Origin of the sequence: Collimonas sp. NPDC087041, assembly GCF_044745265.1 — a bacterium.
Taxonomy (GTDB): Bacteria; Pseudomonadota; Gammaproteobacteria; order Burkholderiales; family Burkholderiaceae_D; genus Collimonas.
In genome coordinates, this window is sequence record NZ_JBIUZX010000006.1 from 50,565 (window position 1) to 75,646 (window position 25,082).

A 25,082-nucleotide genomic window follows, 5' to 3' on the forward strand; every position below is an offset into this window, starting at 1 on the left:
TACGGATCAGCATGCGCGCCATTATGGCACGCATGCCCGGCACCTCGGACTCACATCACTTCTTTACCGCAATCGTCTTGCGCAAATCCTGCAACAGTATTCCGGCCGCCTTGGCTTCGGCTTCATGCCCCGGCTCGCGCCATGTCTCTACAAGAGCATCGGCCTGCCATTGCTGCATCGACGCCAGGTTCAGCAAGCGCGTTGCGTAGTTCTGCGCAGCCGGGCTTAACTTGAGCCCGTAGGTCTGCACACGGAACGCCACCGGTGCAAAGAAGGCATCGACCGCGGTAAAACGCGCGCCAGCCAGAAATGGCCCGCCAAACTGCTCCAGCCCCTGCTGCCACAATTCGTCAATGCGGTCGACATCCTGCGTGAGCGCAGCCGGAAATTCTTCCAGCTGTACCCGGATCCCGCAGTTCATTGTGCAGCGCTCACGCAGCACACCAAAGCCGGAATGCATTTCGGCAGCGGCGCAGCGCGCCCAGGCTCTTGCCTGCGGATCGCCGGGCCAGACGCCATCATGGCGCTCCGCCAGATATTCGACGATGCCAAGCGAATCCCACACCGTGGTTTCGCCGTCGGTCAGGGCCGGCACTTTACCGGTCGGCGAAAATCCGCGAAACGCATCCCAGTTGGAACCCTCGGCGAACGGCACCACCTGCTCGTTGAACGCGATGCCGAGTTCACGCAGCAATACCCATGGCCGCAGCGACCACGACGAATAATTCTTGTTGGCGATATACAACTGATACATGATGTCAGTGACTCCTGGGTTGAATTGCCGACCTGGCTGAAAATGCATTTTAATATTTCTGAATGGGAATATCCATGGCGATGTATCGTTGTGCCTGAGGAGCGAGCATGATGTTCTGCCCGAAGTCAATTTAAAATGCAACATCCGATGCGACCAAGAAATTCACTGGAACGATAGCCATGCCGAATTCATTTCGACCGCCCCGCGCGCTGCAATTTCTTCCAATGCTGCCGTTGCTGTTGGCATTCAGCAGCAACGCCAGCCTGGCTGCGGACCACTACCTGATCGACCCGGAGCACACCTTTTCCTATTTTGAATACAGTCACTGGGGTTTGTCGCAGCAGCGTAGCCGTTTCGACGGCACCGCCGGCAGTATCGAACTGGATGAATCGACGGGGAGCGGGACCATCGATATCGAGATCGATGCCTCCTCGATCAGCACCGGCAGTGAAAGCTTCAACCAGATCATGCGGTCCGGAGATTTTTTCGACACAGCCAACTATCCGAAAATCAGCTTCAAGTCGTCCAGCCTGCATTTCGAGGACCAGCAACTGAAACAGGTCGACGGCGACCTGACAATCAAGGGCATCACGCACCCGGTAACGCTCGACATCAGCCATTTCAATTGTCGCTTCATGCTGCTCTATGGGAAGCGTGCCTGCGGCGCCAACGGTTCCGCAAAAATACTGCGCAGCGATTACAAGCTCGGTCGCTATGCGCCATTCGTCAGTGACGACGTGACGCTGCACATCAGCGTCGAGGCAATCAAGGAATATTGAATTTTCAAGATAGGAGCTCAAGCATGTCATTCAACTGGACCAATCCCTACCCCACCACGCGGATTCCATTGTTTGCCCGCAATGCCGTCGCGACGTCTCATCCGCTGGCAGCGCAAGCCGGCGTGCGCATGCTGCTCAAGGGCGGCAATGCCGTCGACGCCGCGCTGGCGGCCGCTGCTGCACTGACCATAGTCGAGCCGGTTTCCTGCGGTCTGGGCAGCGATGCCTTCGCGATTCTGTGGGATGGCACGGCCTTGCATGGTTTGAACTCTTCCGGCGTTGCTCCAGCGGCTTGGGACCCAGCCTATTTCAAACGTAAATACGGCGAACAATCGAACCGCCTGGCGCAGCAACCGCAACGCGGTTGGGACAGCGTCACCGTACCGGGCGCCGTGGCCGGCTGGGCGGCCCTGCATCAACGCTTTGGCAAGTTGCCGTTTGCAGACATCATGGAGCCTGCCGCTGAAATCGCCGAACGCGGCCACGCCATCGCGCCGGTAGTGGCGCACAAATGGGCCGCGGCCATTCCTGCGCTGCATGACCAGCCCGGCTTTGCGCTAGCCTTCATGCCTAATGGACGAGCGCCGGCGGTAGGCCAGAAATTCATGCTGCCCGATGCCGCGCGCAGCCTGCGCATGATCGGCACCAGCAACGGCCGCGCCTTCTACGAAGGTGCATTGGCGGAGCAAATCGTCGCTTTCAGCCACGACTGTGGCGCCGCCATGACGATGGCCGACCTCGGCAATTATCAGCCGGAATGGGTGACACCGATCAGCAAGCGCTATCGCGGCTACGACGTGCATGAAATCCCTCCCAACGGCCAGGGCATTTCGGCGCTGATGGCGCTCGGCATGCTCGATCAGTTCGACCTGGGCAGCCTGGCGCTCGATTCCGCCGATGCACAGCATCTGCAAATCGAGGCAATGAAACTGGCCTTCGCCGATCTGTACCAATACGTCGCCGACCCACGCGCGATGCAGGTAACGCCGCAGGAAATGCTGAGCGATGCTTATCTGAGCCAGCGCGCCAAACTGATCAACATGGATCGCGCCACGCAATTCGAATTCGGCATGCCGCGCAGCGGCGGCACCGTGTACCTGAGCGCCGCCGATGAAAACGGCATGATGGTGTCGTTCATCCAATCCAACTATATGGGTTTCGGCTCAGGCGTGGTGGTGCCGGGGACCGGCATCAGCCTGCAGAACCGCGGCGTCGGCTTCTCGATGGACCCACGCTCGGCCAACGTGGTTGCGCCGGGCAAGCGCCCTTTCCATACCATCATCCCGGCCTTCCTGACCCGCGACGGCGCGCCAGTGATGAGTTTCGGCGTGATGGGCGGCGACATGCAGCCGCAAGGCCATGTGCAAACGCTGGTGCGCATGCTCGACTACCAGCAGCAACCGCAAGCTGCCTGCGATGCGCCGCGCTGGAAGGTCAATCGCGACTTCTCGCTGGATGTCGAGACCACGATGGATGCGGACGTGGTAGCAGCGTTGAAGGCGCGCGGCCATCGCTTGCAGTCGATTGCCGACCCCTACATGGATTTCGGTTCCGGCCAATTCATCTGGCGCCTGTCGGACGATCCGGAACAAGGTTATGTCGCGGCCAGCGATAGCCGGCGCGATGGCCAGGCCGCGGGATTTTGAAATTTGCCACAGTCAGGACTGCGCGGCGCATCGAATGATGCGCCGACACGGCATTGTTTTATCGCGCCTCGCTGAGCATTGTTAATGGCTGATATCCCATGCGCTTAGTCCTCCGGCGGCCTCAAACCAGATCAGAACGAATGCGGTAGCCTGGCGTCCATCGCCGCCAGCTTGGCCTCCAGCAGACGTATGCGCTGCATCAGATTGAGGGCTACCGCCAGGCCGTGCGTATCCAGTTCAAAATCGTCGCGCAAGCGGCGTGCGGTCCTGGCGACCACGATGGTTTGCGAGCGGAACAGATACACGGGCGCCTCACGATCATCCGGCTCGATCGCGCCGATCTCCACCAGGTCAGCCAACTCCGCATTGCTGAGGCCGGAAAATTCGGCCAGTTCTTCCAGCGAACACAGGTCGGCATCGTTGAGCCAGACAGATTCCACGACAAGACTGGTCATCACGCTTCTCCTTTAGCACGTGGATTGAAGGTCGATTCGGCCGCAAGCTGTTCAAACAGTTCGCGCTCGCGTTGCGTGGCCGCCTTCGGCACCTCTATCCGGATTACCGCATACAAATTTCCCTGTTCGCCCGAGGCCGACGGCAAGCCGCGCTTGGCCAACCGGAACTGGCGATTGGCGGCAGTGCCGGCCGGGATCGACAGCTCGACCTTGCCACCCAATGTCGGCACCTGCACGTTGGCGCCAAGCACTGCTTCCCAAGGCGCCAGCGGCAGATCGATGTAGAGATCCTTGCCGGTGACACGGTACAGGGGATGCGGAATCACTTTCATCACGACATACAAATCGCCGTGCTTGCCGCCGTCATGACCCTGCCCGCCTTTACCGGCCAGCCGCAAGCGCTGCCCATCTTCCGCACCTTTCGGAATGCGTACCCGATAGGTGTGTGGGACCCGATGCAACTTGCCGTGCTCGTCATACTCCGGCATGCTCAGCCTGACGTCGGTTTCACCGCCGTCATAAATCTGCTCCAGTGTGATTGGCGCATTGACTTCATAGTCTTCGCCCCTCACAGGCCGTGGCCGACCGCCGTGCCCGCCACCATGGCGCGAGGCGGCAAAGGCGGCCAGGATATCGGCCATGTCGACATCGCCGAAGGAGGCGCCTGAATCGCTGAAGCCTTGCTGCCATGATTGTGGCGGCTCAACGTTCTCGCCGGCCTGATGCGTGCCAAGCTGATCGTAGGCCGCGCGCTTTTCCGCATCCTTCAGTGTTGCGTACGCTTCGGCGACTTCCTTGAATTTCTCTTCGCCGGCCGGGTCCTTGGACACATCCGGATGGTATTTGTGCGCCAGCTTGCGATACGCCTGCTTGATTTCCGCGGTGGTCGCAGTACGTTCGACGCCGAGGGCGCTGTAATAATCTTTAAATTTCATGTTGTCCTTTGCCGTTGATTGGTAACCTGCCGACAATTTGCCGGCAACTTACGAGCAATAAAACCTGTCGCAAAGAGTCTACGCGGGAGTTCCTGTCAGTTCTTCAGGAATATCAGGCCGCCGGCGTCCTGCTAAGCGTCGTACGAATTTCAGTTCCGCGCTTGATGGTCTTGGTGACCGGCGTCTTTTCGCAAATCTCCGCCAGCCTGGATAACTGCTCCTCGCTCAACGGCGCAGCAAAAGCGATTTCCCGCGTGATCGATTCCACACCTTGCTCATCACGTACAAACCTTAGTTGTGCATCGATGCGGCCAAGTTCCCATTGTTTGCGGTCGGCGTACATGCGCAAGGTCAGCGAGGTGCATGCGGCCAGGCCGGCCAGCAGCAGTTCGTACGGGGCGGGTCCGCTATCGGTGCCGCCGTTGCTCGTGGGTTCGTCGGCCACTATCTGATGTGAGCGGGCCTGAATGTGCTGGGCGTAACCGGAATTGCTATGCAGATGTACTGATGCCATACGCGTTCTCCATATCGACGTGGAATTGCTGCCTCAAGCATGCCGGGGCGGCAAGCAAGAAGTGGATATTGAGACTATAGCGTCTTTGGGAGGGGACGTTGCTGGCAATCTGCCGACATGCAACAAATTGTCCAAGGCGGACAGGAATCCGAATCAATCAGGAGGAATATCGGATGGATCAATTGGACCATTGCAGCCCGATCCAATCGCCGGATTGCAGGGCGTCACAGGCAGTCAGCCCGGCGCGACCTGCTGGCGCAACGAAGCGCAGGCTTCGACCAACTTGCCATGGTCGACTGGCAACCCGTTATTCAAGATCGATTCGATGTGCAACGCGGCAGTGACAGTCGGCGTCATGCGAAAAATCATGGCGGCGCCTTTCAAGCGATGCACAGTATCCTGCAGGGCGGCATAATCGCGATGCTCCAGCGCTTGTTCGATGCCAGCCAGGTCTTGCCTGGCGCTGACCAGGAACAAGTCATTCAAGCTGAACTCGACGTCGCTCAGGACCGACGGCAAAGGTGAGCTGGGACCACCCAGATTGTTGCTTTTATTCATTTCGTCCACTTCTAGTGATTGTTACGACACATCGCCGTCTTCTTCTGCGGAATGTGCAGGAAAACACAGCAAAATGAGCGAAATGCATCGTTCTCCTCTTTGTAGAGAGAACACGCTCACCATTTATCGTCAAATGACTAGAGATAGCCTAAATTTAGTGAATACTTGCAGCAATAGCAAAACTATATATTTCACAATAGTTAACATTCGGCGGCAACAATCCACAACGCAGATTGACGAAACCGCCGAATTTACAACAAATATTTCCATTGGGAAATGATTTAGATCTGCTGCCTCGGTGCCAAGCCCTGAAGTAGGGCTTGGCCTGCGCATGATTTGTCATTGCATCAAGCGATCCAATTTACTGCCCCGTTGCCCCATGATCCGTGGTTAATCCGGGTTAACCCTGCCTCATGTTGTCTTACTCACGCACGCTCAGCGAACGGACAGGCGCCACAACGATGTCAGCTCGGCCGCGCGCGCGGCATGCAAGGGGTCGCTCGGATCGGAGGCTTTCGGATGCTGTGGGCGAATATCGATTTTCTCCAGCACTTTCAAGCCGCCGGCGTCGATTGCTTCGATCAGTTCGGCGCGCGATCGCAAGGCCAGGTGTTCCGCCAGATCAGACAAAATCAGCCAGCCTTCGCCGCCCGGCTCAAGATGCGCTGCCAGGCCACCCAGGAAACCACGCAACATGCGGCTCTCCGGATCGTAGACTGCATGTTCGATGGGCGAACTGGGACGTGCCGGAATCCAAGGCGGATTGCAGATTACCAGCGGCGCCCGCCCCTCAGGAAACAAGTCTGCCTGCACCAGTGTCACCTTGTCGTCGACGTCGAGGCGCGCCAGGTTCTCGCGGGCACACGTCAATGCGCGTGGATCCATATCGGTAGCAATAATGCGGGCAACGCCGCGCTTGGCCAGCAAGGCTGCCAGCACGCCGGTGCCGGTGCCGATGTCAAAAGCCAGTTTGGTTGAAGGCAACGGCGCTTGCGCCACCAATCCGATGTATTCGCCGCGCACCGGCGAGTAGACGCCATAGTGGGGATGAATACGATCTCCCAGCGCCGGGATCTCAACCCCTTTCTTGCGCCATTCATGTGCGCCGATCAGGCCCAGCAATTCGCGTAGCGATGCCACAAACGGCTCGCTGGGCTTGCCATAGGCCTCATTGCAGGCCTGTTGCACATCCGGCGCACGGCGCAACGGGATACTGTAATCGGCTTCGAAAGGCAGCAACAGCATGCCCAACGTCCGCGCGCGTTGCGATTGCGCCTGGCGATGCAGGTTAAAGGCATCTTTCGGTGAGGCGGGAGGCTGGCGCGGCTTGCCGCGCTTCTCAGCTTTCGGCTCAGCACGCCGGGCCAGCGCCTGCAACAGCTGGCGGGCATTCTGGAAATCTCCGCGCCACAGCATGCCGGTGCCTTCGCAGGCCAACCGATACGCGGTATCTGCGGTCATCCGGTCGTCGGCTATCACCACGCGCTTTGGCGCGGCATTGCCGCTTTCCGAGCGCCAGCGGGCTGAGCGAGGCTGGTCGTCTTCGACCCAATGAATCAATGGCTGCTCAATTGCGCTCATGGTGCGCCCGCAGGACGCGATTCGACAGAAGGGAAATTCAAGCGCATGGGGTAGTCTCGATCAATATAGGTAGGTAGGAAGCAAGCCATGATGTGCATGACATCATTCCGGCTGCAATGCCGATTTGCCATCGCAGGACGGCAAATCGGGCATTGTCGACAGTTTCCAAGTATACCTCGTGGCCGTGGCGCCGACTGTTTTCTTTCGTCAGGAACGCTTGCCGCGGTAACTACCGGACCTGAGACACGCTCTAGAATGTCTCCCAGTCATCGCCATTGGATGCCGCCAGCTTGGCCTTGGGCGTCTGCCACTGTTGCTGCACTTGCGGCTTTGGTAGTTTTGATGGCTTTGATGGTTCGGACGGCTTTAGCGGCCGGACAGACTGCGTTGCCGCAACGGCCTTGCTCGGCGCTTTGCCGACATCGGCGGATGCGACCGTTTTCAGTACGCTCGGCGCCGCACGCCGCGGCACCGGTTGCGTGGCCGCAGGCCTCACTGCGTCGCGCTTGATGCCTACCAGGACCGGCTCCAGCTTGGCCGCCTGCCGATGTCCGCCTACCTGGAATACTGACACGGCATCCTGCAACCGTTGCGCCTGCCCTTCCAGCGCGCCTGCCGCCGCAGCCACCTGCTCCACCAAAGCAGCATTTTGCTGCGTCACCTGATCCATCTGGGTTACAGCCTGGTTGACCTGTTCGATGCCGCTGCTTTGTTCTTCAGATGCGACCGTTACTTCGCCCATGATGTCGGTCAGCCGTTTGACCGCCTGCACGATTTCGCTCATGGTCTCGCCGGCCCGGCCGACCAGCTCGGAGCCGCCATCAACCTTGCCGACCGAATCGTTGATCAGCTCCTTGATTTCCTTGGCCGCCTGGGCACTGCGCTGGGCCAGGTTGCGCACTTCGGCGGCAACCACCGCGAATCCGCGCCCCTGCTCGCCGGCCCGCGCCGCTTCAACCGCTGCATTCAGGGCCAGGATATTGGTCTGGAAAGCAATGCTGTCAATCACGCCGATAATATCGGCGATGCGTTTGGAGCTGTCGGTAATGCCCTGCATCGTGTGCACCACTTGCCCAACCACATCGCCGCCCCTGGCTGCGATGTCAGACGCGGTTTGCGCCAGTTGGCCGGCCTGCCTGGCGTTGTCGGTATTTTGCCGCACGGTGGCGGTCAATTGCTCCATGCTGGCCGCAGTTTGCTGCAGCGATGCCGCCTGCTGTTCGGTGCGCGCCGACAAATCGCTGTTGCCGGCCGAGATTTCCCGAATTGAGTCGCCGATATTGCTGGTGCCCGAGCGGATTTCGGTAATTGCCGCCGACAGTTGCTGCTGCATCTGCCGCATCGCGTACAGCAGGCTGCCGCGGTCGCTGGCATCCACCAGCACCGCAACATCCAGCTCGCCGGCGGCAATCCTGGTGGCGATGTCGGCGGCGTAGCTCGGTTCACCGCCGAGACTGCGTGTCACGCTACGGATGATCAGCAACATGGTTGCCGACACCGTCACGCCGATGATGAACATGATGAGCAACTGCCGGATCAGGTTATCGTAGAAAGCGCTCTGGACGTCATTGACGAACACGCCCGACACCAGGAACCAGTCCCATGGCGCAAAATAGATCACCTGGCTGATTTTTTCCGCACGGGTGTCGGTAGTGCCAGGCAAACGTCCCATGTAATGGACGATGCCCTGCTTCTGCTCCTTTCCTACCTTGACCATTTCTGTGTAGTACAGCTTGCCTTCGGTATCCTTGCGATCGCCGACGTTCTTGTTGACGATATCCTTGCTGGTAGGATGCATCAGCACCACCGGCCGCGAATCGAATACGAACACGTAGTTGTCCTGTGCGTAGCGCATGCTGCTGATACGCTGCAAAGCCTGGCTCTGCGCATCCGCCAGGCTCATCTTGTTAGCCGCCGCATCATCGGCATAGCCTTTGACAATCCCGGCGGCGCTTTCCACCACGTTCTTGAGACCGGCCTCGCGCTCGCTCATCATGGTGCTGCGGGTATTCAGTGCCGACCAGCCGGCCAGCAACAGCAACCCGATCCACATGACTGCCAGCACCAGCCACAGTTTTGCTTTCAGACTCAACGTTTTCATACGCACATACTTTCACTAAGTGTTGAACTTCATTTTCTAAGCGGCCCGCCGCATCGTCCGCGGATTCGACAGTTGCACAGGCTGCGGAGAGATGTCCCGGCTGCGGTGCTCCGCCCCTCCGTGATGCCGATGATCATTGCCGGTGTTGAATACACTCACCACCTGCGCCAGGTTGGCGGCCTGTTCCTGCAACGACGCGGCAGCAGCGGCGGCTTGCTCGACCAGCGCGGCATTCTGCTGCGTCACTTCATCCATTTGCGTGATCGCGTGATTGACCTGTTCAATGCCGACACTTTGTTCCTGGCTGGCGGTAGCGATTTCGCCGACGATATCGGTAACCCGCTTGACGCTGATCACGACCTCGCCCATCGTGGCGCCGGCCTGTTCAACCAACCTGCTGCCGGTACCGACCTGGTCGACCGAATCATCAATCAGCACCTTGATTTCCTTGGCGGCAGCGGCCGAGCGTTGCGCCAGGTTGCGCACTTCGGAAGCGACCACGGCAAAGCCGCGCCCCTGCTCGCCGGCACGCGCCGCTTCCACTGCGGCATTCAGGGCCAGGATATTGGTCTGGAAGGCAATGCCGTCGATGACGCCGATGATGTCGACGATCTTCTTCGACGAATTACGGATCGAACCCATGGTATCGACCACCTGCGACACCACGCCACTGCTTTGGGTCGCCACCTGCGAGGCGGTCACCGCCAGTTGGTTGGCCTGCCGGGCGTTATCGGCGTTCTGTTTCACTGTCGAGGTCAGTTCCTCCATCGCCGATGCCGTTTCTTCCAGCGATCCAGCCTGCTGCTCTGTGCGACTGGACAAATCCAGGTTGCCGCTGGCGATCTGGCTGGAGGCCGTGGCAATCGTGTCGGCTGAACTCTTGATGTCCGAGATCGTGCGTAGCAGCGATTCGCGCATGCACTTCATTGCGTACACCAGGCTACTTGTGTCGCCCTGACGGGTATCAATGTTCAACGTCAAATCGCCCTCCGCAATCCGATTCGCGATCTCGGCGGCGCGGCCAGGATCACCGCCGATGACGGCCAGCATGCTGCGGTTCGAATAGAGCACCAATACGATCATCAGCAACGCCACTATCAACAGGATGCCGCCGCTCTGATACAGCGACTGCATGAAGGCGCCGTTCAAGTCATCGACGTAAATACCGGTGTTGATATTCCAGTCCCATGGCTGAAACCCTTGGGCATAAGCCAACTTGGGTATCGAATCGGTTGCGCCGACGCGCGGCCAGACATAATCGATGAAGCCCCCACCCGGCTGGCTGCCGGCTTTGGAAATGGCGACATACAGGAAATTTCCGGCGGGATCCTTGAAATCACTCAAATCGCGACCATTCATTTCAGGCTTGATCGCATGCATCACCATCTGCTGCTTCGAGGTCGAAATCGAGAAATAACCATCCTTTGCGTAGCGCATGGCCTTCACCCGCGCCAACGCCTGCTGCTGCGCCTCGCTCTTGCTCATGACGCCGCTGTCCGCCAATCCGGCATATTCCTTGATCGTGCTCATTGCCATATTCGAGACATTGATCAAATCGCTTTTACGCTCTTCCAGGCGGATCTGGCGCGACTGGTAAGCATTGAATACGGAGATTGCAAATAATGCGATCAGGCTGACAACCAGCGGCAACCAGAGTTTTTGCGTGAAAGATAATTTATTCATCTAATAAGTCCCTTATTTTGCTTTTTTTACAATTATCAGTGGTGTGCAACGTCAATCCGCGAATACTGGAATCGGACAAGCGATTGCCATGCGTTCCTCGTCTTAGTGATTAACGGCAACTACAAGCGATAGCTGAAGGGCAATGGAGAGAATTTAGAAAAACTCGGACGCAGGATGCGTGCGCGTTGCGCGCAGAAGGTTGTTCATCAGGTTGCACTGCAGAGGCAACCTTGTTATGTCCACGATTGAGATTCAATATCGATTGCCTCATCGAAAAACCTTTCGATGCATGGAATCGAGCTCATCCTCTTGATTTTGACGCACTCCTTATGATCAAAACTAGATGGGGCACCAGTCGCTCGAAATATGTACTATTTAACAATAAATATTGTCATTTTGAGCACACACACTTAAAATCCAAGCGGAAAATTCAGCATATGCTTGTTGCTGAATATCAAATATCACTCAGTGAATGAGTGATTCAACATAAATGGATTTGCAATGAGAATATTCAAAATAGTTTTCTTATCGATCGGGGTGCTTTTTCTATTGATAGCGGCATTTTCTTCCGTAAGCACACTGAAGTTTAAAAAAACGGCGCTGCACACTGACGGTATCGTTGCACGGCTCAACGAACGTATTTCGCAAGAAAAAGGTAAAACAAGCGTTCTCTACTATCCAGTGTTTGCTTTTATCAACACCAACGGAACGCCACAAATCGTTGAGTCATCTTCAGGTAGCCATCCCGCTGCATACAGTGTTGGTGACAAGGTGCCGATGCTGTATCCGGCAGACAATCCTCAAGATGCTCAAGTCGATAGTGTGTTTGGCCTCTGGATCAGCACCATTGTTTTTGCATTGTTAGGAATTGGCTTTTTTGTGCCTGGCTTGGCAATGCTCATCATTCCCAAAATGAAAGAAAATAAGAGTCAGAAACTCCGGAGTACCGGGTTGCCGGTAAAAGCAAAGATAACCGGCGTAGAGCTCAATGGGTCTCTTCAAATAAACGGCCGTAGTCCGTGGAGAATTGTCTGCCAATGGCATAACTCATCAGAAAATCGTGTCCACGTTTTTAATAGTGAAAACCTGTGGTTCGATCCAGAAGATTATCTAAAAAGCGAAGAAATCACCGTTTATATCGACAGGACGAATCCTAAAAAATATTGGGTAGATACCAGCTTCCTACCCAAAACATAATAAAACCAAGCAACAAGGCGCGGACAACGCGCCTTGTTCATTTTTATCCTGACCAATCTTTTCAAAAGCAGCCCCATGTCTTAGGGCAGCGTCGTTTTATTCTCCCAAAAGCGCCCTCCATACAAATCTGGTGGCTTACGTATGCTTATTTACCCAAAAGCTGAGTAAATCAAATCAGCGTGCCTTGAACAGACCCGCTTGGCAAAAAACTAAACGCTGTCACGCTCAGTAAACACGAAAACCCGCTCATGCCCGGTTATAACGACTCAACCCACAAGCTGCTACGCCAACCTCACCCGATTGCGACGCCGAGAGCGTAGAAATCAGCGGTAATTAATCACCGGCAATTCGAGACTCCCACCTGTCATATCATGGTAAAAACAACGCTTAAATTCATCATATGAAATTTTTGATTGTTACCTGAACGTTTTAACATGGCACTCTCAAATAAAGAACGAAAAACCTGTAATAATCGCGCCCGGCGGGCAATCTAGATTTGCCAAAAATTTTCCCACTTTCAGTCCGACTGGTTTATTGTATCCGCGTAGCAATTAGCGTCCATCGCAGTTGCGGCATAATTAAACTCAAGATATTCCGGTCGGCACGCGCTGCACGAATGCGGCGACCATCCATCAAAAACAGGAGAGACAACACGTGAAGCAATGGACTATCCAACAGAGAATGCTGGTCAGTTTTGGCGTCATTCTGGCGTTGATGGGCTTCATGGCTGGCGTCACCTATCTCAAGCTGGCGGCGATCGAACATGAAACCACCAGCTTTCAGACCGACTCCATGCCAGGCCTGGAATTGAGCACCGGCATTCGTGCCAACTGGTTTCAAAGCTACCTGCTGGTGATACAAGTCATCGCCCTCGATACGCAGCCGGAAAGGCGCCAGCGTGATCTAGCTACGCTACGTGGCGATGCCGAAAAATTGGATCAATTGCTGATCGATTACGACAAGACCATTTTCGTGAGCGAGGACAGGAACAATTTCAACAATTTCAAGGCCGCTCGTACCGAATACCAGCGCGTCATGGCTGAAGTATTGAAACTCGACGATGCGCAAAAGAATGCCCAGGCGCGCAGCCTGCTGATCGAGCAGCTCGAGCCGGCCTGGCAGAAAGGCCGCGCCGCCGCGACCGAGCTACGCGACCTGAACCAGCGCGATGAAGTACAGTCGGTAGATAAAATTGCTGCAGCGGTAGTCGTAGCAAAAACCACGCTGCTGGTGGCGCTGGTGATTGCCTTGATCGCCGCCCTGATCTGCGGCTATTTCCTGTTGCGCGCCATTACGCGGCCGATGGCGGAGGTGATCGGCGCCCTGGAAGTGATCCGCTCCGGTGACTTGTCGCAACGGCTCAATCTCAACCGCAACGATGAATTCCACGCGCTGGAAGCGGGCTTGAACCGCATGTCGGATGAGTTGACGGGACTGGTTGGACAAGCCCAGAAATCGGCGATCCAGGTCACCACTTCAGTCGTTGAAATCGCTGCCACCGCCAAACAGCAGCAGGCCACAGCCAATGAGACCGCAGCGACGACGACCGAGATCGGCGCCACCTCGCGCGAAATCTTCTCGACCTCGCGCGAACTGGTGAGCACCATGAACGAAGTGTCGGCCGGTGCGGAAGAAGCCGCGCGCCTGGTCGGTACCGGCCAGGCCGGGCTGACCCAGATGGAAGACACCATGCATCACGTGATGGATGCCGCCGGCTCGGTCAATGCCAAGCTCGCCATCCTCAATGAAAAAGCCAGCAATATCAACCAGGTGGTCACGACGATCACCAAGGTGGCGGGACAAACCAACCTGCTGTCGCTGAACGCCGCTATCGAAGCGGAAAAAGCCGGTGAGTACGGCCGTGGATTCTCGGTGGTCGCCACCGAGATCCGGCGCCTGGCCGACCAGACGGCGGTAGCCACCTACGATATCGAGCAAATGGTCAAGGAAATCCAGTCCGCGGTGTCAGCCGGCGTAATGGGCATGGATAAATTTTCGGAGGAAGTGCGGCGCGGCATCGCCGATGTGCAGAACGTTGGCGTGCAGCTGTCGCAGATCATCCACCAGGTGCAGGCATTGACGCCACGCTTCCAGTCGGTCAACGAAGGCGTGCAAGCGCAGGCCATTGGCGCCGAGCAGATCAGCCAGGCACTCGGACAATTGAGCGATGCCGCCCAGCAAAGCGTTGAATCGCTGCGCCAATCGAGCCAGGCCATCGACGAACTGACGCTGACGGCCAACGGCTTGCGCAACGGCGTATCGCGCTTCAAATTGAAGCTCGGCTGAAAATTTGATTTTGCGAGCCTGAAGCCGCTGCGGCAAATGCAAACAACGGATACATCGGACACGTCGATATCACATGCTTTTTTTATTGTTTCAAATCGGTCAGGATCATTACGCGCTGGATGCCCGCCAGGTATCCGTCGTGCTGCCGCTGGTCAGTCTGAAACAAGTGCCGGCCAGCGAGTCGTGGGTGGCCGGCGTGTTTACCTATCGCGGCCAATCGGTGCCTGTCGTTGACCTCAGCCAGTTGGCCACGGGCCGGGCGGCGCAGCGCCGTCTCAGTACGCGCATCGTGCTGACGCACTACCCGGCGCCGGGACCGGATAGCCGCCTGCTTGGGCTGATATTGGAAAAAGCCAGTGAGATCATGCGCCGCGAGCCGTCCGAGTTTCGCGATAGCGGCCTCGATCACCGCAATGCGCCTTATCTCGGCCCGGTCACCGACGATCCGCGCGGACTGATCCAGTCGGTCCAGGTTCATGACCTGCTGCCACCGGATGTGCGGGAACAATTATTCCCGGCTGTGGAGAAGTAATGCCGCTGGCAAAATTTGAAACCATGTTGAAACGCACCATGGGCCTCGATATCCAATCGATAGGCAGACCCATGCTGGAGCGCGCCCTGCACGACAGGCGCGGCAAAAGCGGCAGCAACGACCTTGACGCATATTGGCTGCTGTTGCAGATGTCGGAGCAGGAACAACTGCACTTGATTGAATCGGTCATCGTGCCGGAGACATGGTTCTTCCGCAACCGCGAAGCGTTCAATGAAATGGCGCAACTGGCGTTGCAGCGTTCAGCCAACGCCAGCCAGCCGTTGCGGGTACTGAGCCTGCCCTGCTCTACCGGCGAAGAGCCGTATTCGATCGCGATGGCTTTGCTCGACATTGGCCTGACGCCGCAGCAGTTCCATGTCGACGCCATCGACATCAGCCCGCAATCGCTCGACATCGCGCGCCAGGCGGTATATGGAAAGAATTCATTCCGCGGCAATGACATGGCATTCCGCGATCACTATTTCGCGTTCCATGAGCACGGCTATGCGCTGTCTGAAACGGTGCGCCAGCAAGTGCGTTTCATCCAGGGCAATTTGTTCGCCGCCGATCTGCTGCTTGGCGAACCGCCCTACGACATCATATTTTGCCGCAACCTGCTGATCTACTTCGATCGTCCAACCCAGCACCAGGCCATCACCATCCTGAGCCGGCACCTGGCAGCCGAGGGCCTGCTGTTTGTCGGCCCCGCGGAAAGCCCGCTCATCATGCAGCATCCATTCACCTCGCTCAACGCACCTATGGCCTTCGCCTTCCGGCAAGGTGCGCCAAAAGTACAGGACATCGCAAAGCCGCCAGCCCCGTCTGCATTCAAGCCACAGCCGGCGCCGCAACTCCGTTCTGCGCAATGGCATCCTGCAACGCAAATCCCGAAGAGCGCGCCAGCTTCTGTAAACACTCCAACTGCAGCCGCGATTGAGCATGACGGCCTCGACGCAGTGCAACGCCTGGCGGACCAGGGCAAGCTTGTTGAGGCAGCGGGCCTGTGCGAGCAGCTCATCAACCGCAACGGCAGCAGCGCTGCGGCATATTATTTGATGGGCGTCATCCACGATGCAGCCGACCGCAAGCAAGAAGCGGCAGAGTGCTATCGCAAGGCCGTGTATCTGGAGCCGACCCATGGCGGCGCATTGACGCATCTGGCCGCCCTGCTGCAGATCCAGGGCGACGAGGCCGCCGCCAAACTGCTGCTGCAGCGTGCACGCCGTGCGGCAGACAATACCTAGCTGACATGAGGCTTGCCATGCCCCCTATTCATTCAGCCCACCGTGCGTCCACCCCGGCAGGCAACGATCGTGTATCGTGCTAACACCATGAATCCATCTCTTCATCAACAAACTACGACCATGCCGGTACAGATCGACGATTGCTGGAACCGCATCGGCGTACGAGGCGACGGCTCATGCACGCAGCTAGCTCTGCATATCGACTGCCGCAATTGCCCGGTGCATGCGCGTGCCGCCGCCGAATTACTGGACCGGCTGCAGGTGGAAGATCTGTCGCACTACTGGGAGCAGCAGGCGGAGGACGAGCAACAGGATGGCACTGACCTGAAGTCACTGCTACTGTTCCGTATTGGCGACGAATGGCTGGCGCTGCCCACCGTGCTGTTCGAAGAGGTGACCGAACTACGCCCTGTACATGGCCTGCCGCATCAGAAAAACGCCACCGTGCTCGGCATTGCCAATATCCGCGGTGCACTGGTCACCTGCGTCTCGCTGGCGGCCATGCTGGGCATCACCGGCGTCGGCCAGCGTACGCGATCGCAAGAAACGGCTGCGCGTTTGCTGGTGGTGCGACGCCACGGCCAGGCCACCGCTTTCAACGCCGATGAAGTATATGGCACGCTGCGCGTTGCCAGCACGGCACACCGGCCGGTGCCGACCACGCTGGCGCGCGGCGCCGGCCACTTTGCCCATGCGGTCATCCACTGGAATGGTCACAGCGTCGGTCTGCTCGACGAAGAACTGCTGTTCCACACATTGGACAGGAGCCTGCATGACTAGCGACGACATGCGCGATGCGTCGATGCTCGACCTGTTCCGGCTCGAGGTCGACACCCAGGCACAAGCGATGAGCAGCGGCCTGCTCGCCATCGAACGCACAGCCTCGCCGGAGCAACTCGAAGCCTGCATGCGCGCCGCTCATTCGATTAAAGGCGCGGCGCGGATCGTTGGCATCCAGGCTGGCGTGGATGTCACCCACGTGATGGAAGACTGCTTTGTCTCCGCCCAACAAGGAAATATCCAGCTGGGGCCGCGTCGTATCGACCAGTTGCTGCGCGGTGTCGACCTGCTGCTACGCATCGCCGCCAGCGCCGACGACCAGGAATTCTGGCAGGCCGGAGCGGGCCGCGGCGAGATCGACATTTTCCTGCAGGGCTTGCAGGAAAGCCTGGCGCAAGCCGATGAACACGGACAGGAACACGTACCGGAACCAGTGCAGGAAACGCGCTCGATCACTGCGCCCGAACCGAACCTCGAAGCGCCGCGCGCCGCCGCCGAAGCCCAGCAGGATCACGCCGACCGTATGCTGCGCGTCACCGCGACACATTTGAACCAGCTGGTTGGACTGTCAGGTGAGTCGCTGGTGGAATCACGCTGGCTGCCATCCTTTAATGCTTCGCTGCTGCGCCTCAAGCGACAGCATCAGCACGCCGCACATGCATTCGATCTGCTGCACGACACCTTGCGTGGCAGCGATTTATCGGAATTGCAACTGAATGCAATGCGGGAAACCCAGCAACACATCGATGCCTGCCAAAAGATGCTGGCGGAACGCATGGCCGAGCTGGAAGCGTTTGAACGCCGCAATACCAGCCTGTCGCGCCGCCTCTATGACCAGGCGCTGGCTTGCCGCATGCGGCCGTTTGCCGACCGGGTCGGCAATTACGGCCGCATGGTGCGCGATCTCGGCCGCACGCTCGGCAAACAGGTCCGGCTCGACATCAGCGGCGAGAGCACCCAGGTTGACCGCGATATCCTGGAACAGCTGGAAGCGCCACTGGTGCATCTGCTGCGCAATGCGCTCGACCACGGCATCGAAACGCCACAGCAACGGCGCGCCGCCGGCAAACCCGAAGAAGGCGTCATCACTTTGAGCGCGCGCCATCACGCCGGTCTGCTGCAAATCAGCGTAAGCGACGACGGCAATGGCATCGATCTGGAACAGCTGCGCAGCAGCGTGATCCGGCGCGGCCTGGTCGAACCGGCTACCGCAGGCCGCCTAAGCACTTCCGAACTGCTCAATTTCCTGTTGCTGCCCGGCTTCAGCATGCGCGATACCGTCACTGAAATTTCAGGACGCGGCGTCGGCCTGGACGTTGTCCACGATATGCTCAAGCGGATGCGCGGCACGATCCAGATGTTCAGCGAACCCGGGCATGGCATGCGGTTCCAGTTGCAACTGCCGCTGACGCTATCGCTGGTGCGCAGCTTGCTGGTCAACATCGGCGGCGAGGCTTATGCTTTCCCGCTGGCATACGTCAACCGCACGATGATGCTAGACAGGCAACAGATCGAAATGCTCGAAGGCCGCCAGCATTTTTCGTTCGACGGCCGCCAGATCGGCCTGGTTGCGGCCAGCCAGATACTGCGGAGCGGCGAGGCGCCGGCCGGAGAAGACGGGATCGCGCTGGTCGTGATCGGCAATCAAGGCCAGACTTACGGCCTGCAGGTTGATCGCCTGCTGGGCGAGCACATGCTGGTGGTACAGCCGCTCGACACGCGACTGGGCAAGATCAAGGATATCGCCGCCGCCGCGCTGATGGAAAACGGCGCGCCGGTGCTGATACTGGACGTTGCCGACATGCTGCGCTCGGTCGAAAAACTGATTGCCCAGGGTCATCTCGACAAAATCCAGAACAGCGCCGACAATCAGCAGGTCAAATCCAGTAAACGGGTGCTGGTGGTCGACGATTCGCTGACGGTGCGAGAGCTGGAACGCAAGTTGCTCAGCAACCGCGGCTATGCCGTGCGTGTCGCAGTGGATGGCATGGATGGCTGGAACGTGTTGCGCAGCGAACCGTTCGACCTGGTCATCACGGATATCGACATGCCGCGCATGGACGGTATCGAATTGGTGACGCTGATCAAAAAGAACCCGCAATTGAAAGCAATTCCGGTCATGATCGTCTCGTACAAGGATCGCCAGGAAGACCGCCAGCGCGGGCTCGAAGCAGGAGCCGACTACTATCTCGCCAAGGCCAGCTTCCATGACGAAACCTTGCTGCAAGCTGTCGAAGATCTGATCGGCGAGGCCAACGCATGAAAATAGGCATTGTCAACGACGCGCCGATTGCGATAGAGGCGCTGCGACGCGCGCTGGCGCAACGCAAGGACCACGAAATCATCTGGATCGCCGAGGATGGCCAACGCGCCACCGAACTGTGCGCCTGGCAGTTGCCCGACCTGGTCTTGATGGATTTGCTGATGCCGGTGATGGACGGCGTGGCGGCAACCCGTCACATCATGACGCACACTCCTTGCCCGATCCTGGTGGTCACCGGCGATGTCGGCGCCAACGTGTCGGCGGTCTACGAAGCAATGGCCTACGGCGCGCTCGACGCCATCGATACCCCGACCGCACTGGTCAAGCATCCGCGCAATGGCGCCAATTCGCTGCTGGCGAAGATCGATTCGATAGAAAAATTGATCAACCAGCGGCAGACGCCGACAGACAACGGCAGCGCGATAAATCCGGCAAACAAATATGCCATGCCGCCGCAGACAGCCAATTCCAAGTACCTGGTGGCGATTGGCGCTTCAGCCGGCGGTCCCGCCGCGCTGGCGACCTTGCTGTCACAACTGCCGGCCGACTTTCCAGCAGCACTGGTGGTGGTGCAGCATGTCGATGCCCAGTTTGCCGCCGGCATGGCCGACTGGCTGGCCAGCCAGATCAAATTGCCGGTACAGCTGGCACAGGCCGGCGACAGTCCGACTCCGGGTTGCGTGCTGCTGGCCGGCACCAACGACCATTTGCGCCTGACCCGGCCGTTCCAGCTTGGCTACACCGAACAACCCAGCGGCTATCCGTACCGGCCATCGATCGATGTGTTTTTCCAGAGCGTGGTCGAATTATGGGCCGGCAAGGCTGTCGGCATCCTGTTGACCGGCATGGGTCGCGATGGCGCACTGGGCTTGAAAGCCATGCGTGACAAGGGTTACTACACGATCGCGCAAGATCAGGAATCGAGCGCCGTCTACGGCATGCCGAAAGCTGCAGCGCTGCTGAATGCCGCCGATGTCATCCTGCCGATCAATCAAATTTCAGAAAAGCTGCTGAGCATCGTCTCGAAGCAGTAGGAACAAGCAGTCCAGATACGGAGCAAGCATATGTATACCGAATTAAACCTCGACACCGACCAGCCGCCTGACGATTATCCAGTCATGGTGCTGCTGGTTGACGACCAGGCCATGGTGGGTGAAGCAGTCAGGCGCGCGCTGTCGAACCAGATCAACATCGATTTCCATTACTGCGCCCATCCCGACGAAGCGATCGAAGCAGCGCAAAAAACCCGGCCGACAGTGATCCTGCAAGACCTGGTGATGCCAGGCATCGACGGCTTGACTCTGGTGCGCCAGTATCGCGCCAATCCGGCAACGCGCAACGTGCCCATCATTGTGTTGTCGACCCGTGAAGACCCGGCAGTCAAGAGTGCGGCATTCACCGCTGGCGCCAACGATTACCTGGTCAAACTGCCCGACACGATCGAACTGGTAGCGCGCATCCGCTATCACTCGCGCTCCTACGTCAACCTGTTGCAGCGCGACGAAGCCTACCGGGCACTGCGGCAAAGCCAACAGAAACTGTTGGAAACCAACCTGGAACTGCAGCGCCTGACCAACTCCGATGGCCTCACCGGACTGGCCAACCGGCGTTACTTCGATGAATATTTCGGCGCCGAATGGAAACGCGCAGAACGCGAGCAGACTCCACTGTCGCTGTTGATGATCGATATCGACGACTTCAAGCTGTACAACGACACCTACGGCCACCTGGCCGGCGACACCGCACTGAAGCAGGTCGCCGAATGCATCGGCACATTTGCCAGGCGGCCAACCGACCTGGCAGCGCGCATCGGCGGCGAGGAGTTCGTCCTGGTGCTGCCAGCCATGTCGCCTGAACATATGGTGGCGCAGGCGGAAAAGCTGCAAACGGCGGTGCATGCGTTGAACATTACCCACACCGGCTCCAAAAACGACGGCCGCGTCACAGTCAGCATTGGCGGCGCCACAGTAGTGCCGGCGCGCGGAAGTTTGCAGACGAAACTGGTGGAAGCGGCCGACCAGGCACTCTACCGCGCCAAGCGCAGCGGCAAGAACCGGGTTGAAACCGCTGTCTGATTAGGTTGTCGGGTGATCGAACGCAGTGCACTGCACTGCGTATCGAAAAAATGCTATTTCGCCGTGGCCGGCCTCGACGAGGCGACTGCGCCTGCCTGACGCGCCGATGACTGCCGAGCGCGCCGCTTGCGGGCCCAGATGATGACGCCGGTGACACTCAGCAATGCAACAGCCGCGCCCAGCAATGAAATCATGATGCGTCCGGGAATGCCGAGAATCCGCCCCGAATGCAGCGGGAACTGGGCTTGCAAGAACAAGTCGCCGGCGCTGCCGGTGCCGGGTATCTTGCCGCCTGCCGGAGCACCGCTGTCGGCATCGAAATACAGCCAGGTGTTGCCGAGTCCGACATCGCCGTGATCGTTGCCGACCTCGAAGAAACCGACGCCGTACAAACCGAATGCCGACGAGTAGAACACGCCACCAACCGGCGATGTCCAGCCGCGCCGCTGCCCTTCGCTGGCGGCCTGCGCCACAACCTGTTCACGCGTGACCTTGGCATCCACGGCCTGGGCTTGGGCCGGCGCCTTCGGTACGCGGGTATCAAACGCAGTCGGCGTCAGGGTCGACATCGACAGGATGATCGGCCGCATCACGGGCCGCTCCAGATTCATCGAGACCGAGGTCACTGCCAGGATCAGCAGCAATATCCACAGCCATACGCCACCCGAGCGGTGCAAGTCGAAATTCAGTTTGTGCCCACCCTGCCGCCAGCGGAACGCAAATGACTTGCGCCAGCTGCGCCAGTTGGGGAAAGACAGCCACAGCGCAATGAAGCAATCGAGCGTCCACACCACGCCGATGATGCCCATCAGCCAGACCCCGAGCTCAATCCCGCCGACGTCCGGCAGATGCATTGTGTAATGCAGCTTGTACAAGAACGGCAGCAGGTTTTCTCGACTCAGCGAAACCGCGCCCCACATGCGCTTTCCCTGGATTTCTCCGGTGACCGGATCCACTGCGATCTGGTTGAAACCCAGATCGTAAGGTTGTTTGGTGGCCGGATCGACACGCGCCTCCACCATCATGCTGCTGGTATGGCCCGGCTCGCTTTCCGTCATCACATAGGTGACACGCAGGCGCGGATCCTGCTCCTCGACCAGGTTGGCCAACTGCAATCCCGGCATGACCTTGCCCGGTGGCGACTGCTGCGCCTGTTCGGCACTGCGGGCTTGGAACAACTGCGGATTGAGCCAGGCATCCAGCTCGTGATCCCAGGAAATGACGGCGCCGGTGGCGCCGGCGATGAACAGGAACACTGCCGCCGCCAGGCCGAACCAGCGGTGCACGATGACCAGTAAAGGACGTAGCGACATGGTTGCCCTTAATACTTCCAGTTGACGGCAACGCTGCCGTTAATCGGTGCACCGTAATAACCCTGCGACCAGTACAGGCTGGAAATGTATTTCTTGTTGGTCACGTTATTCAGGTTGGCGCTGATGCTGACCTGCTTGTTGATGTCGTAACGCGCCATCAGGTTAAGCAACGCATAGCCTTCCTGCACCGTGGTGATGGTCGGCGTTTGCGTGTAGCTGGTCGTGCCTTGCCAGTTGACGCTGGCGCCGACCTTCAGTTTTTCGAATTGCGGGATTTGATAAGTGGCCGCCATGCGCAAGGTTTTTTTCGGGACATAGTTTTTAACCGAATTGCCATCGTCGTCCTTGATGGTCATCACCGTATAGCCGACGCTACCCTGCAAGCCCTTGGCCATTTCTCCGGAAAGCTCCAGTTCCAGACCTTCCGAATGCGCATTGATGCCGCGATAGTAGGCCTTGGCGCCGACATAACCGGCCTGCTCCGCCGAATTGTTTTGGTCGACCCGGAACAGCGCTGCCGAAGCATTCAAACGGCGGTTGAAGAATTCACTCTTCAAGCCCAATTCGTAACTCTTGCCTTCAACCGGTTTGAGCGTGGCGCCATTGATGTCGGTCTGGTTTTGCGGGTTGAATATCTGGGTATAGCTGGCGTAGGCCGACAGATTCTTGTTCAGGTCATATACCAGGCCGGCGTACGGCGTGGTCTTGCTGGCGCTGGTATCCTGGCTGACGCCATAAGCGACGCCGGTGGTCTTGGCATCGGTATAGTTGGCGCCCAACAGCAGCTTGAGATCATCCGCCAGGTTGAGACGGGTCGCCGCGTACAAGGTCTTCCGCTTGGAGACATAAGAGCTGCCATCGGTCGAGGCGTTGAAATCAGGCTCGGGGTAGTTGCCGTCGAGGGCCGTAGTTTCGGTTAATGGCGTACCAATGCCCTGGCCGTAGTGCGAGACATCGTCGAGTGTCGAACGCGACCAGCTGGCGCCGAAAGTCAGGTCATGACGACGGCCGCCGAGGCTGTACTTGCCGGTGACATAGCTGTCGAGCAAAGTCTGCTTGTTCTCCGAGTGGTACTGCGACGGATAGCTGAACAAGCCGGTGCCGGTAGCTTGATCCGGTGTGCCGTAGACGTAGAAAAGCTTGCTGTCGTTGGTCTGCGTGTTGCGCGCCAGGGTTGTCTTCCACTGCCAGTCCTCATTGAAACGATGATTGAGCTCGGCGAATGCGCGCTGATCTTCTGAATTCCAGAACGACCAGTCGGCCGACGTGCTGGCGCCAACGCCATAGTTGGTCGGCACACCGTTGGTGTAGTACAGCGGCAGTGCTCCCCACATGGCGCCCTTGCCATCATTTTTCTGATAACTGTAGCCAAGCGTCAGTAGCGTGTCGTCGCTCAGGTTGGCCTCGATCACGCCATAGAAAATATTCTTGCTGGGCTGATAGCGGTCCAGGTAGGAATCGCCATCCTGATGCGCCACGACTACGCGCGCCGCCACGGTACCCGCGCTGTTCAACGCGCCCGAGACATCGGCATCGATGCGGCGCGTGTTCCAGGAGCCATAGCTGACGCCGGCCGCAGCCTCGAAATCATAGGTCGGGCGCTTGCGCACGAAATTCACGGTGGCAGACGGGTTGCCGGTCGACGACATCAAACCGTTGGCGCCGCGCACCACTTCGATACGGTCGTACATCGCAGTATCAAGGTCGCCGTTCTGATTGCCGAACACCATCGGAATACCAACGCCGTCGAACTGGAAGTTGGTGATATCGAAGCCGCGTGCGGTGTAGTAGGTACGGTCGGTTTCAACTTTTTCGACGGTAACGCCGGTGGTGCCAGCCAGCACCTCATTGATGTTATCGAGCTTGAAGTCGTCCATCTTGGCGCGCGTCACCACCGATACCGATTGCGGCGTCTCACGCAATGACATGTCCATCTTGGTCGCCGCATTACTCTTGCGCACCGTGTAGCTGCCGGTCTTTTCAGTCGGTGTCTGCTGGTCGTTGCCAGCGGTTACGACCACTTCCGGCAATGCGGCATCTGCTCCTGCGACAGCAGCTTGCTGCGCCAGCGCCAGTTGAGGCGCCACCGCCGACAGCGTCAGCGCCACAGCGGCGCTCATTGCACGCAGCGTTGGTGGACGTGAAGGATCATGCATCGGCGCAGGCGCCGCGTTGTTGTTAGTCATCGGTGGTTATCCCTGAGTTGATCGCAAAAAGTTTTTTATGTTTTGAGGTGAACAATTGCCAATTTGAAAATATGCGACAAGCGCCTCTTTCAGTGACGCGCATGCTAGCCCGACCAGAATGGTCGAGCGCAATTCGGATTGCAGCCACGGCGCGACACAAGGTGAGGATTTTCAAAAGACGAATAATAATGCGAATGATT

The 25,082-nt window shown here is 58.3% G+C and carries 20 protein-coding genes; 10 read left to right on the top strand and 10 right to left on the bottom strand.

The window, feature by feature from the left end:
- Window positions 1–55: 55 nt before the first annotated feature.
- On the bottom strand, window positions 56–802 hold the full coding sequence (locus ACIPF8_RS12650; protein ID WP_400421410.1) for a glutathione S-transferase family protein: 747 nt from the start codon (window positions 800–802) through the stop codon (window positions 56–58).
- A 131-nt stretch (window positions 803–933) separates the two neighbouring features.
- Here ACIPF8_RS12650 and ACIPF8_RS12655 point away from each other — a divergent pair, with 131 nt between their 5' ends.
- Complete coding sequence (locus tag ACIPF8_RS12655) at window positions 934–1,533, top strand: YceI family protein (RefSeq protein WP_400421411.1); 600 nt, start codon at window positions 934–936, stop codon at window positions 1,531–1,533.
- Between the two features lie 23 nt (window positions 1,534–1,556).
- Window positions 1,557–3,179 carry a gamma-glutamyltransferase family protein gene (locus tag ACIPF8_RS12660; RefSeq protein WP_400421413.1) on the top strand — a complete coding sequence of 541 codons (1,623 nt, stop codon included), beginning with the start codon at window positions 1,557–1,559 and terminating at the stop codon, window positions 3,177–3,179.
- A 131-nt stretch (window positions 3,180–3,310) separates the two neighbouring features.
- On the opposite strand, the gene ACIPF8_RS12665 is transcribed toward ACIPF8_RS12660, so the two are convergent.
- From ACIPF8_RS12665 to ACIPF8_RS12695, 7 genes are all read right to left on the bottom strand, one after another.
- Window positions 3,311–3,634, bottom strand: coding sequence for a chaperone modulator CbpM (locus tag ACIPF8_RS12665; protein WP_400421415.1), 324 nt, complete (start codon window positions 3,632–3,634; stop codon window positions 3,311–3,313).
- Window positions 3,634–4,569, bottom strand: a complete 936-nt coding sequence (locus ACIPF8_RS12670) for a DnaJ C-terminal domain-containing protein (RefSeq protein ID WP_400421417.1) — start codon at window positions 4,567–4,569, stop codon at window positions 3,634–3,636. The genes ACIPF8_RS12665 and ACIPF8_RS12670 overlap by 1 nt, the downstream gene beginning before the upstream one ends.
- A 112-nt stretch (window positions 4,570–4,681) precedes the next feature.
- On the bottom strand, window positions 4,682–5,083 hold the full coding sequence (locus ACIPF8_RS12675; protein WP_400421419.1) for an OsmC family protein: 402 nt from the start codon (window positions 5,081–5,083) through the stop codon (window positions 4,682–4,684).
- A gap of 234 nt (window positions 5,084–5,317) precedes the next feature.
- The gene (locus tag ACIPF8_RS12680) at window positions 5,318–5,641 is read right to left on the bottom strand and encodes an Hpt domain-containing protein (protein ID WP_400421421.1); all 324 of its coding nucleotides are present in this window, start codon (window positions 5,639–5,641) and stop codon (window positions 5,318–5,320) included.
- A gap of 435 nt (window positions 5,642–6,076) precedes the next feature.
- Window positions 6,077–7,222, bottom strand: coding sequence for a methyltransferase (locus ACIPF8_RS12685; protein ID WP_400421423.1), 1,146 nt, complete (start codon window positions 7,220–7,222; stop codon window positions 6,077–6,079).
- A gap of 250 nt (window positions 7,223–7,472) precedes the next feature.
- Window positions 7,473–9,323, bottom strand: coding sequence for a methyl-accepting chemotaxis protein (locus ACIPF8_RS12690; RefSeq protein WP_400421424.1), 1,851 nt, complete (start codon window positions 9,321–9,323; stop codon window positions 7,473–7,475).
- Window positions 9,324–9,359: 36 nt separating this feature from the next.
- Window positions 9,360–11,006 carry a methyl-accepting chemotaxis protein gene (locus tag ACIPF8_RS12695; RefSeq protein ID WP_400421426.1) on the bottom strand — a complete coding sequence of 549 codons (1,647 nt, stop codon included), beginning with the start codon at window positions 11,004–11,006 and terminating at the stop codon, window positions 9,360–9,362.
- 501 nt (window positions 11,007–11,507) lie between these two features.
- Here ACIPF8_RS12695 and ACIPF8_RS12700 point away from each other — a divergent pair.
- The 8 genes from ACIPF8_RS12700 to ACIPF8_RS12735 all read left to right on the top strand — a co-directional run bounded on the left by ACIPF8_RS12700 (window position 11,508) and on the right by ACIPF8_RS12735 (window position 21,383).
- Entirely contained in the window at window positions 11,508–12,203 is a 696-nt protein-coding gene (locus tag ACIPF8_RS12700; protein WP_400421428.1) for a DUF3592 domain-containing protein, read from the top strand.
- Window positions 12,204–12,857: 654 nt separating this feature from the next.
- Complete coding sequence (locus tag ACIPF8_RS12705; protein WP_400421430.1) at window positions 12,858–14,489, top strand: methyl-accepting chemotaxis protein; 1,632 nt, start codon at window positions 12,858–12,860, stop codon at window positions 14,487–14,489.
- Window positions 14,490–14,562: 73 nt separating this feature from the next.
- Window positions 14,563–15,021 carry a chemotaxis protein CheW gene (locus ACIPF8_RS12710; protein ID WP_400421432.1) on the top strand — a complete coding sequence of 153 codons (459 nt, stop codon included), beginning with the start codon at window positions 14,563–14,565 and terminating at the stop codon, window positions 15,019–15,021.
- Complete coding sequence (locus ACIPF8_RS12715) at window positions 15,021–16,265, top strand: CheR family methyltransferase (protein WP_400421434.1); 1,245 nt, start codon at window positions 15,021–15,023, stop codon at window positions 16,263–16,265. The genes ACIPF8_RS12710 and ACIPF8_RS12715 overlap by 1 nt, the downstream gene beginning before the upstream one ends.
- Window positions 16,266–16,352: 87 nt before the next feature.
- Window positions 16,353–17,045 (top strand): chemotaxis protein CheW, encoded by a 693-nt coding sequence (locus tag ACIPF8_RS12720; RefSeq protein ID WP_400421436.1) that lies wholly within the window; start codon window positions 16,353–16,355, stop codon window positions 17,043–17,045.
- A complete protein-coding gene (locus tag ACIPF8_RS12725; RefSeq protein ID WP_400421437.1) occupies window positions 17,038–19,308 on the top strand; it encodes a hybrid sensor histidine kinase/response regulator in 2,271 nt (756 codons plus the stop codon). Before ACIPF8_RS12720 ends, ACIPF8_RS12725 begins: the two co-directional genes overlap by 8 nt.
- Window positions 19,305–20,342, top strand: a complete 1,038-nt coding sequence (locus tag ACIPF8_RS12730; protein ID WP_400421439.1) for a chemotaxis response regulator protein-glutamate methylesterase — start codon at window positions 19,305–19,307, stop codon at window positions 20,340–20,342. Before ACIPF8_RS12725 ends, ACIPF8_RS12730 begins: the two co-directional genes overlap by 4 nt.
- A gap of 30 nt (window positions 20,343–20,372) precedes the next feature.
- Window positions 20,373–21,383 (top strand): diguanylate cyclase domain-containing protein, encoded by a 1,011-nt coding sequence (locus tag ACIPF8_RS12735; RefSeq protein ID WP_400421441.1) that lies wholly within the window; start codon window positions 20,373–20,375, stop codon window positions 21,381–21,383.
- 53 nt (window positions 21,384–21,436) lie between these two features.
- Here ACIPF8_RS12735 and ACIPF8_RS12740 read toward each other — a convergent pair whose 3' ends face one another.
- Together ACIPF8_RS12740 and ACIPF8_RS12745 are read right to left on the bottom strand one after the other, a co-directional pair.
- Entirely contained in the window at window positions 21,437–22,696 is a 1,260-nt protein-coding gene (locus ACIPF8_RS12740) for a PepSY-associated TM helix domain-containing protein (RefSeq protein ID WP_400421443.1), read from the bottom strand.
- A gap of 8 nt (window positions 22,697–22,704) precedes the next feature.
- Window positions 22,705–24,882, bottom strand: a complete 2,178-nt coding sequence (locus tag ACIPF8_RS12745) for a TonB-dependent siderophore receptor (RefSeq protein WP_400421445.1) — start codon at window positions 24,880–24,882, stop codon at window positions 22,705–22,707.
- Window positions 24,883–25,082 lie beyond the last annotated feature (200 nt).

Excerpts from the sequence above, each read along its gene's own strand:
- ACIPF8_RS12650 (WP_400421410.1), bottom strand. The coding sequence starts at position 802 with ATGCATTTTCAGCCAGGTCGGCAATTCAACCCAGGAGTCACTGACATC.
- ACIPF8_RS12655 (WP_400421411.1), top strand. The coding sequence starts at position 934 with ATGCCGAATTCATTTCGACCGCCCCGCGCGCTGCAATTTCTTCCAATG.
- ACIPF8_RS12660 (WP_400421413.1), top strand. The coding sequence starts at position 1,557 with ATGTCATTCAACTGGACCAATCCCTACCCCACCACGCGGATTCCATTG.
- ACIPF8_RS12665 (WP_400421415.1), bottom strand. The coding sequence starts at position 3,634 with ATGACCAGTCTTGTCGTGGAATCTGTCTGGCTCAACGATGCCGACCTG.
- ACIPF8_RS12670 (WP_400421417.1), bottom strand. The coding sequence starts at position 4,569 with ATGAAATTTAAAGATTATTACAGCGCCCTCGGCGTCGAACGTACTGCG.
- ACIPF8_RS12675 (WP_400421419.1), bottom strand. The coding sequence starts at position 5,083 with ATGGCATCAGTACATCTGCATAGCAATTCCGGTTACGCCCAGCACATT.
- ACIPF8_RS12680 (WP_400421421.1), bottom strand. The coding sequence starts at position 5,641 with ATGAATAAAAGCAACAATCTGGGTGGTCCCAGCTCACCTTTGCCGTCG.
- ACIPF8_RS12685 (WP_400421423.1), bottom strand. The coding sequence starts at position 7,222 with ATGAGCGCAATTGAGCAGCCATTGATTCATTGGGTCGAAGACGACCAG.
- ACIPF8_RS12690 (WP_400421424.1), bottom strand. The coding sequence starts at position 9,323 with ATGAAAACGTTGAGTCTGAAAGCAAAACTGTGGCTGGTGCTGGCAGTC.
- ACIPF8_RS12695 (WP_400421426.1), bottom strand. The coding sequence starts at position 11,006 with ATGAATAAATTATCTTTCACGCAAAAACTCTGGTTGCCGCTGGTTGTC.
- ACIPF8_RS12700 (WP_400421428.1), top strand. The coding sequence starts at position 11,508 with ATGAGAATATTCAAAATAGTTTTCTTATCGATCGGGGTGCTTTTTCTA.
- ACIPF8_RS12710 (WP_400421432.1), top strand. The coding sequence starts at position 14,563 with ATGCTTTTTTTATTGTTTCAAATCGGTCAGGATCATTACGCGCTGGAT.
- ACIPF8_RS12715 (WP_400421434.1), top strand. The coding sequence starts at position 15,021 with ATGCCGCTGGCAAAATTTGAAACCATGTTGAAACGCACCATGGGCCTC.
- ACIPF8_RS12720 (WP_400421436.1), top strand. The coding sequence starts at position 16,353 with ATGAATCCATCTCTTCATCAACAAACTACGACCATGCCGGTACAGATC.
- ACIPF8_RS12725 (WP_400421437.1), top strand. The coding sequence starts at position 17,038 with ATGACTAGCGACGACATGCGCGATGCGTCGATGCTCGACCTGTTCCGG.
- ACIPF8_RS12730 (WP_400421439.1), top strand. The coding sequence starts at position 19,305 with ATGAAAATAGGCATTGTCAACGACGCGCCGATTGCGATAGAGGCGCTG.
- ACIPF8_RS12735 (WP_400421441.1), top strand. The coding sequence starts at position 20,373 with ATGTATACCGAATTAAACCTCGACACCGACCAGCCGCCTGACGATTAT.
- ACIPF8_RS12740 (WP_400421443.1), bottom strand. The coding sequence starts at position 22,696 with ATGTCGCTACGTCCTTTACTGGTCATCGTGCACCGCTGGTTCGGCCTG.
- ACIPF8_RS12745 (WP_400421445.1), bottom strand. The coding sequence starts at position 24,882 with ATGACTAACAACAACGCGGCGCCTGCGCCGATGCATGATCCTTCACGT.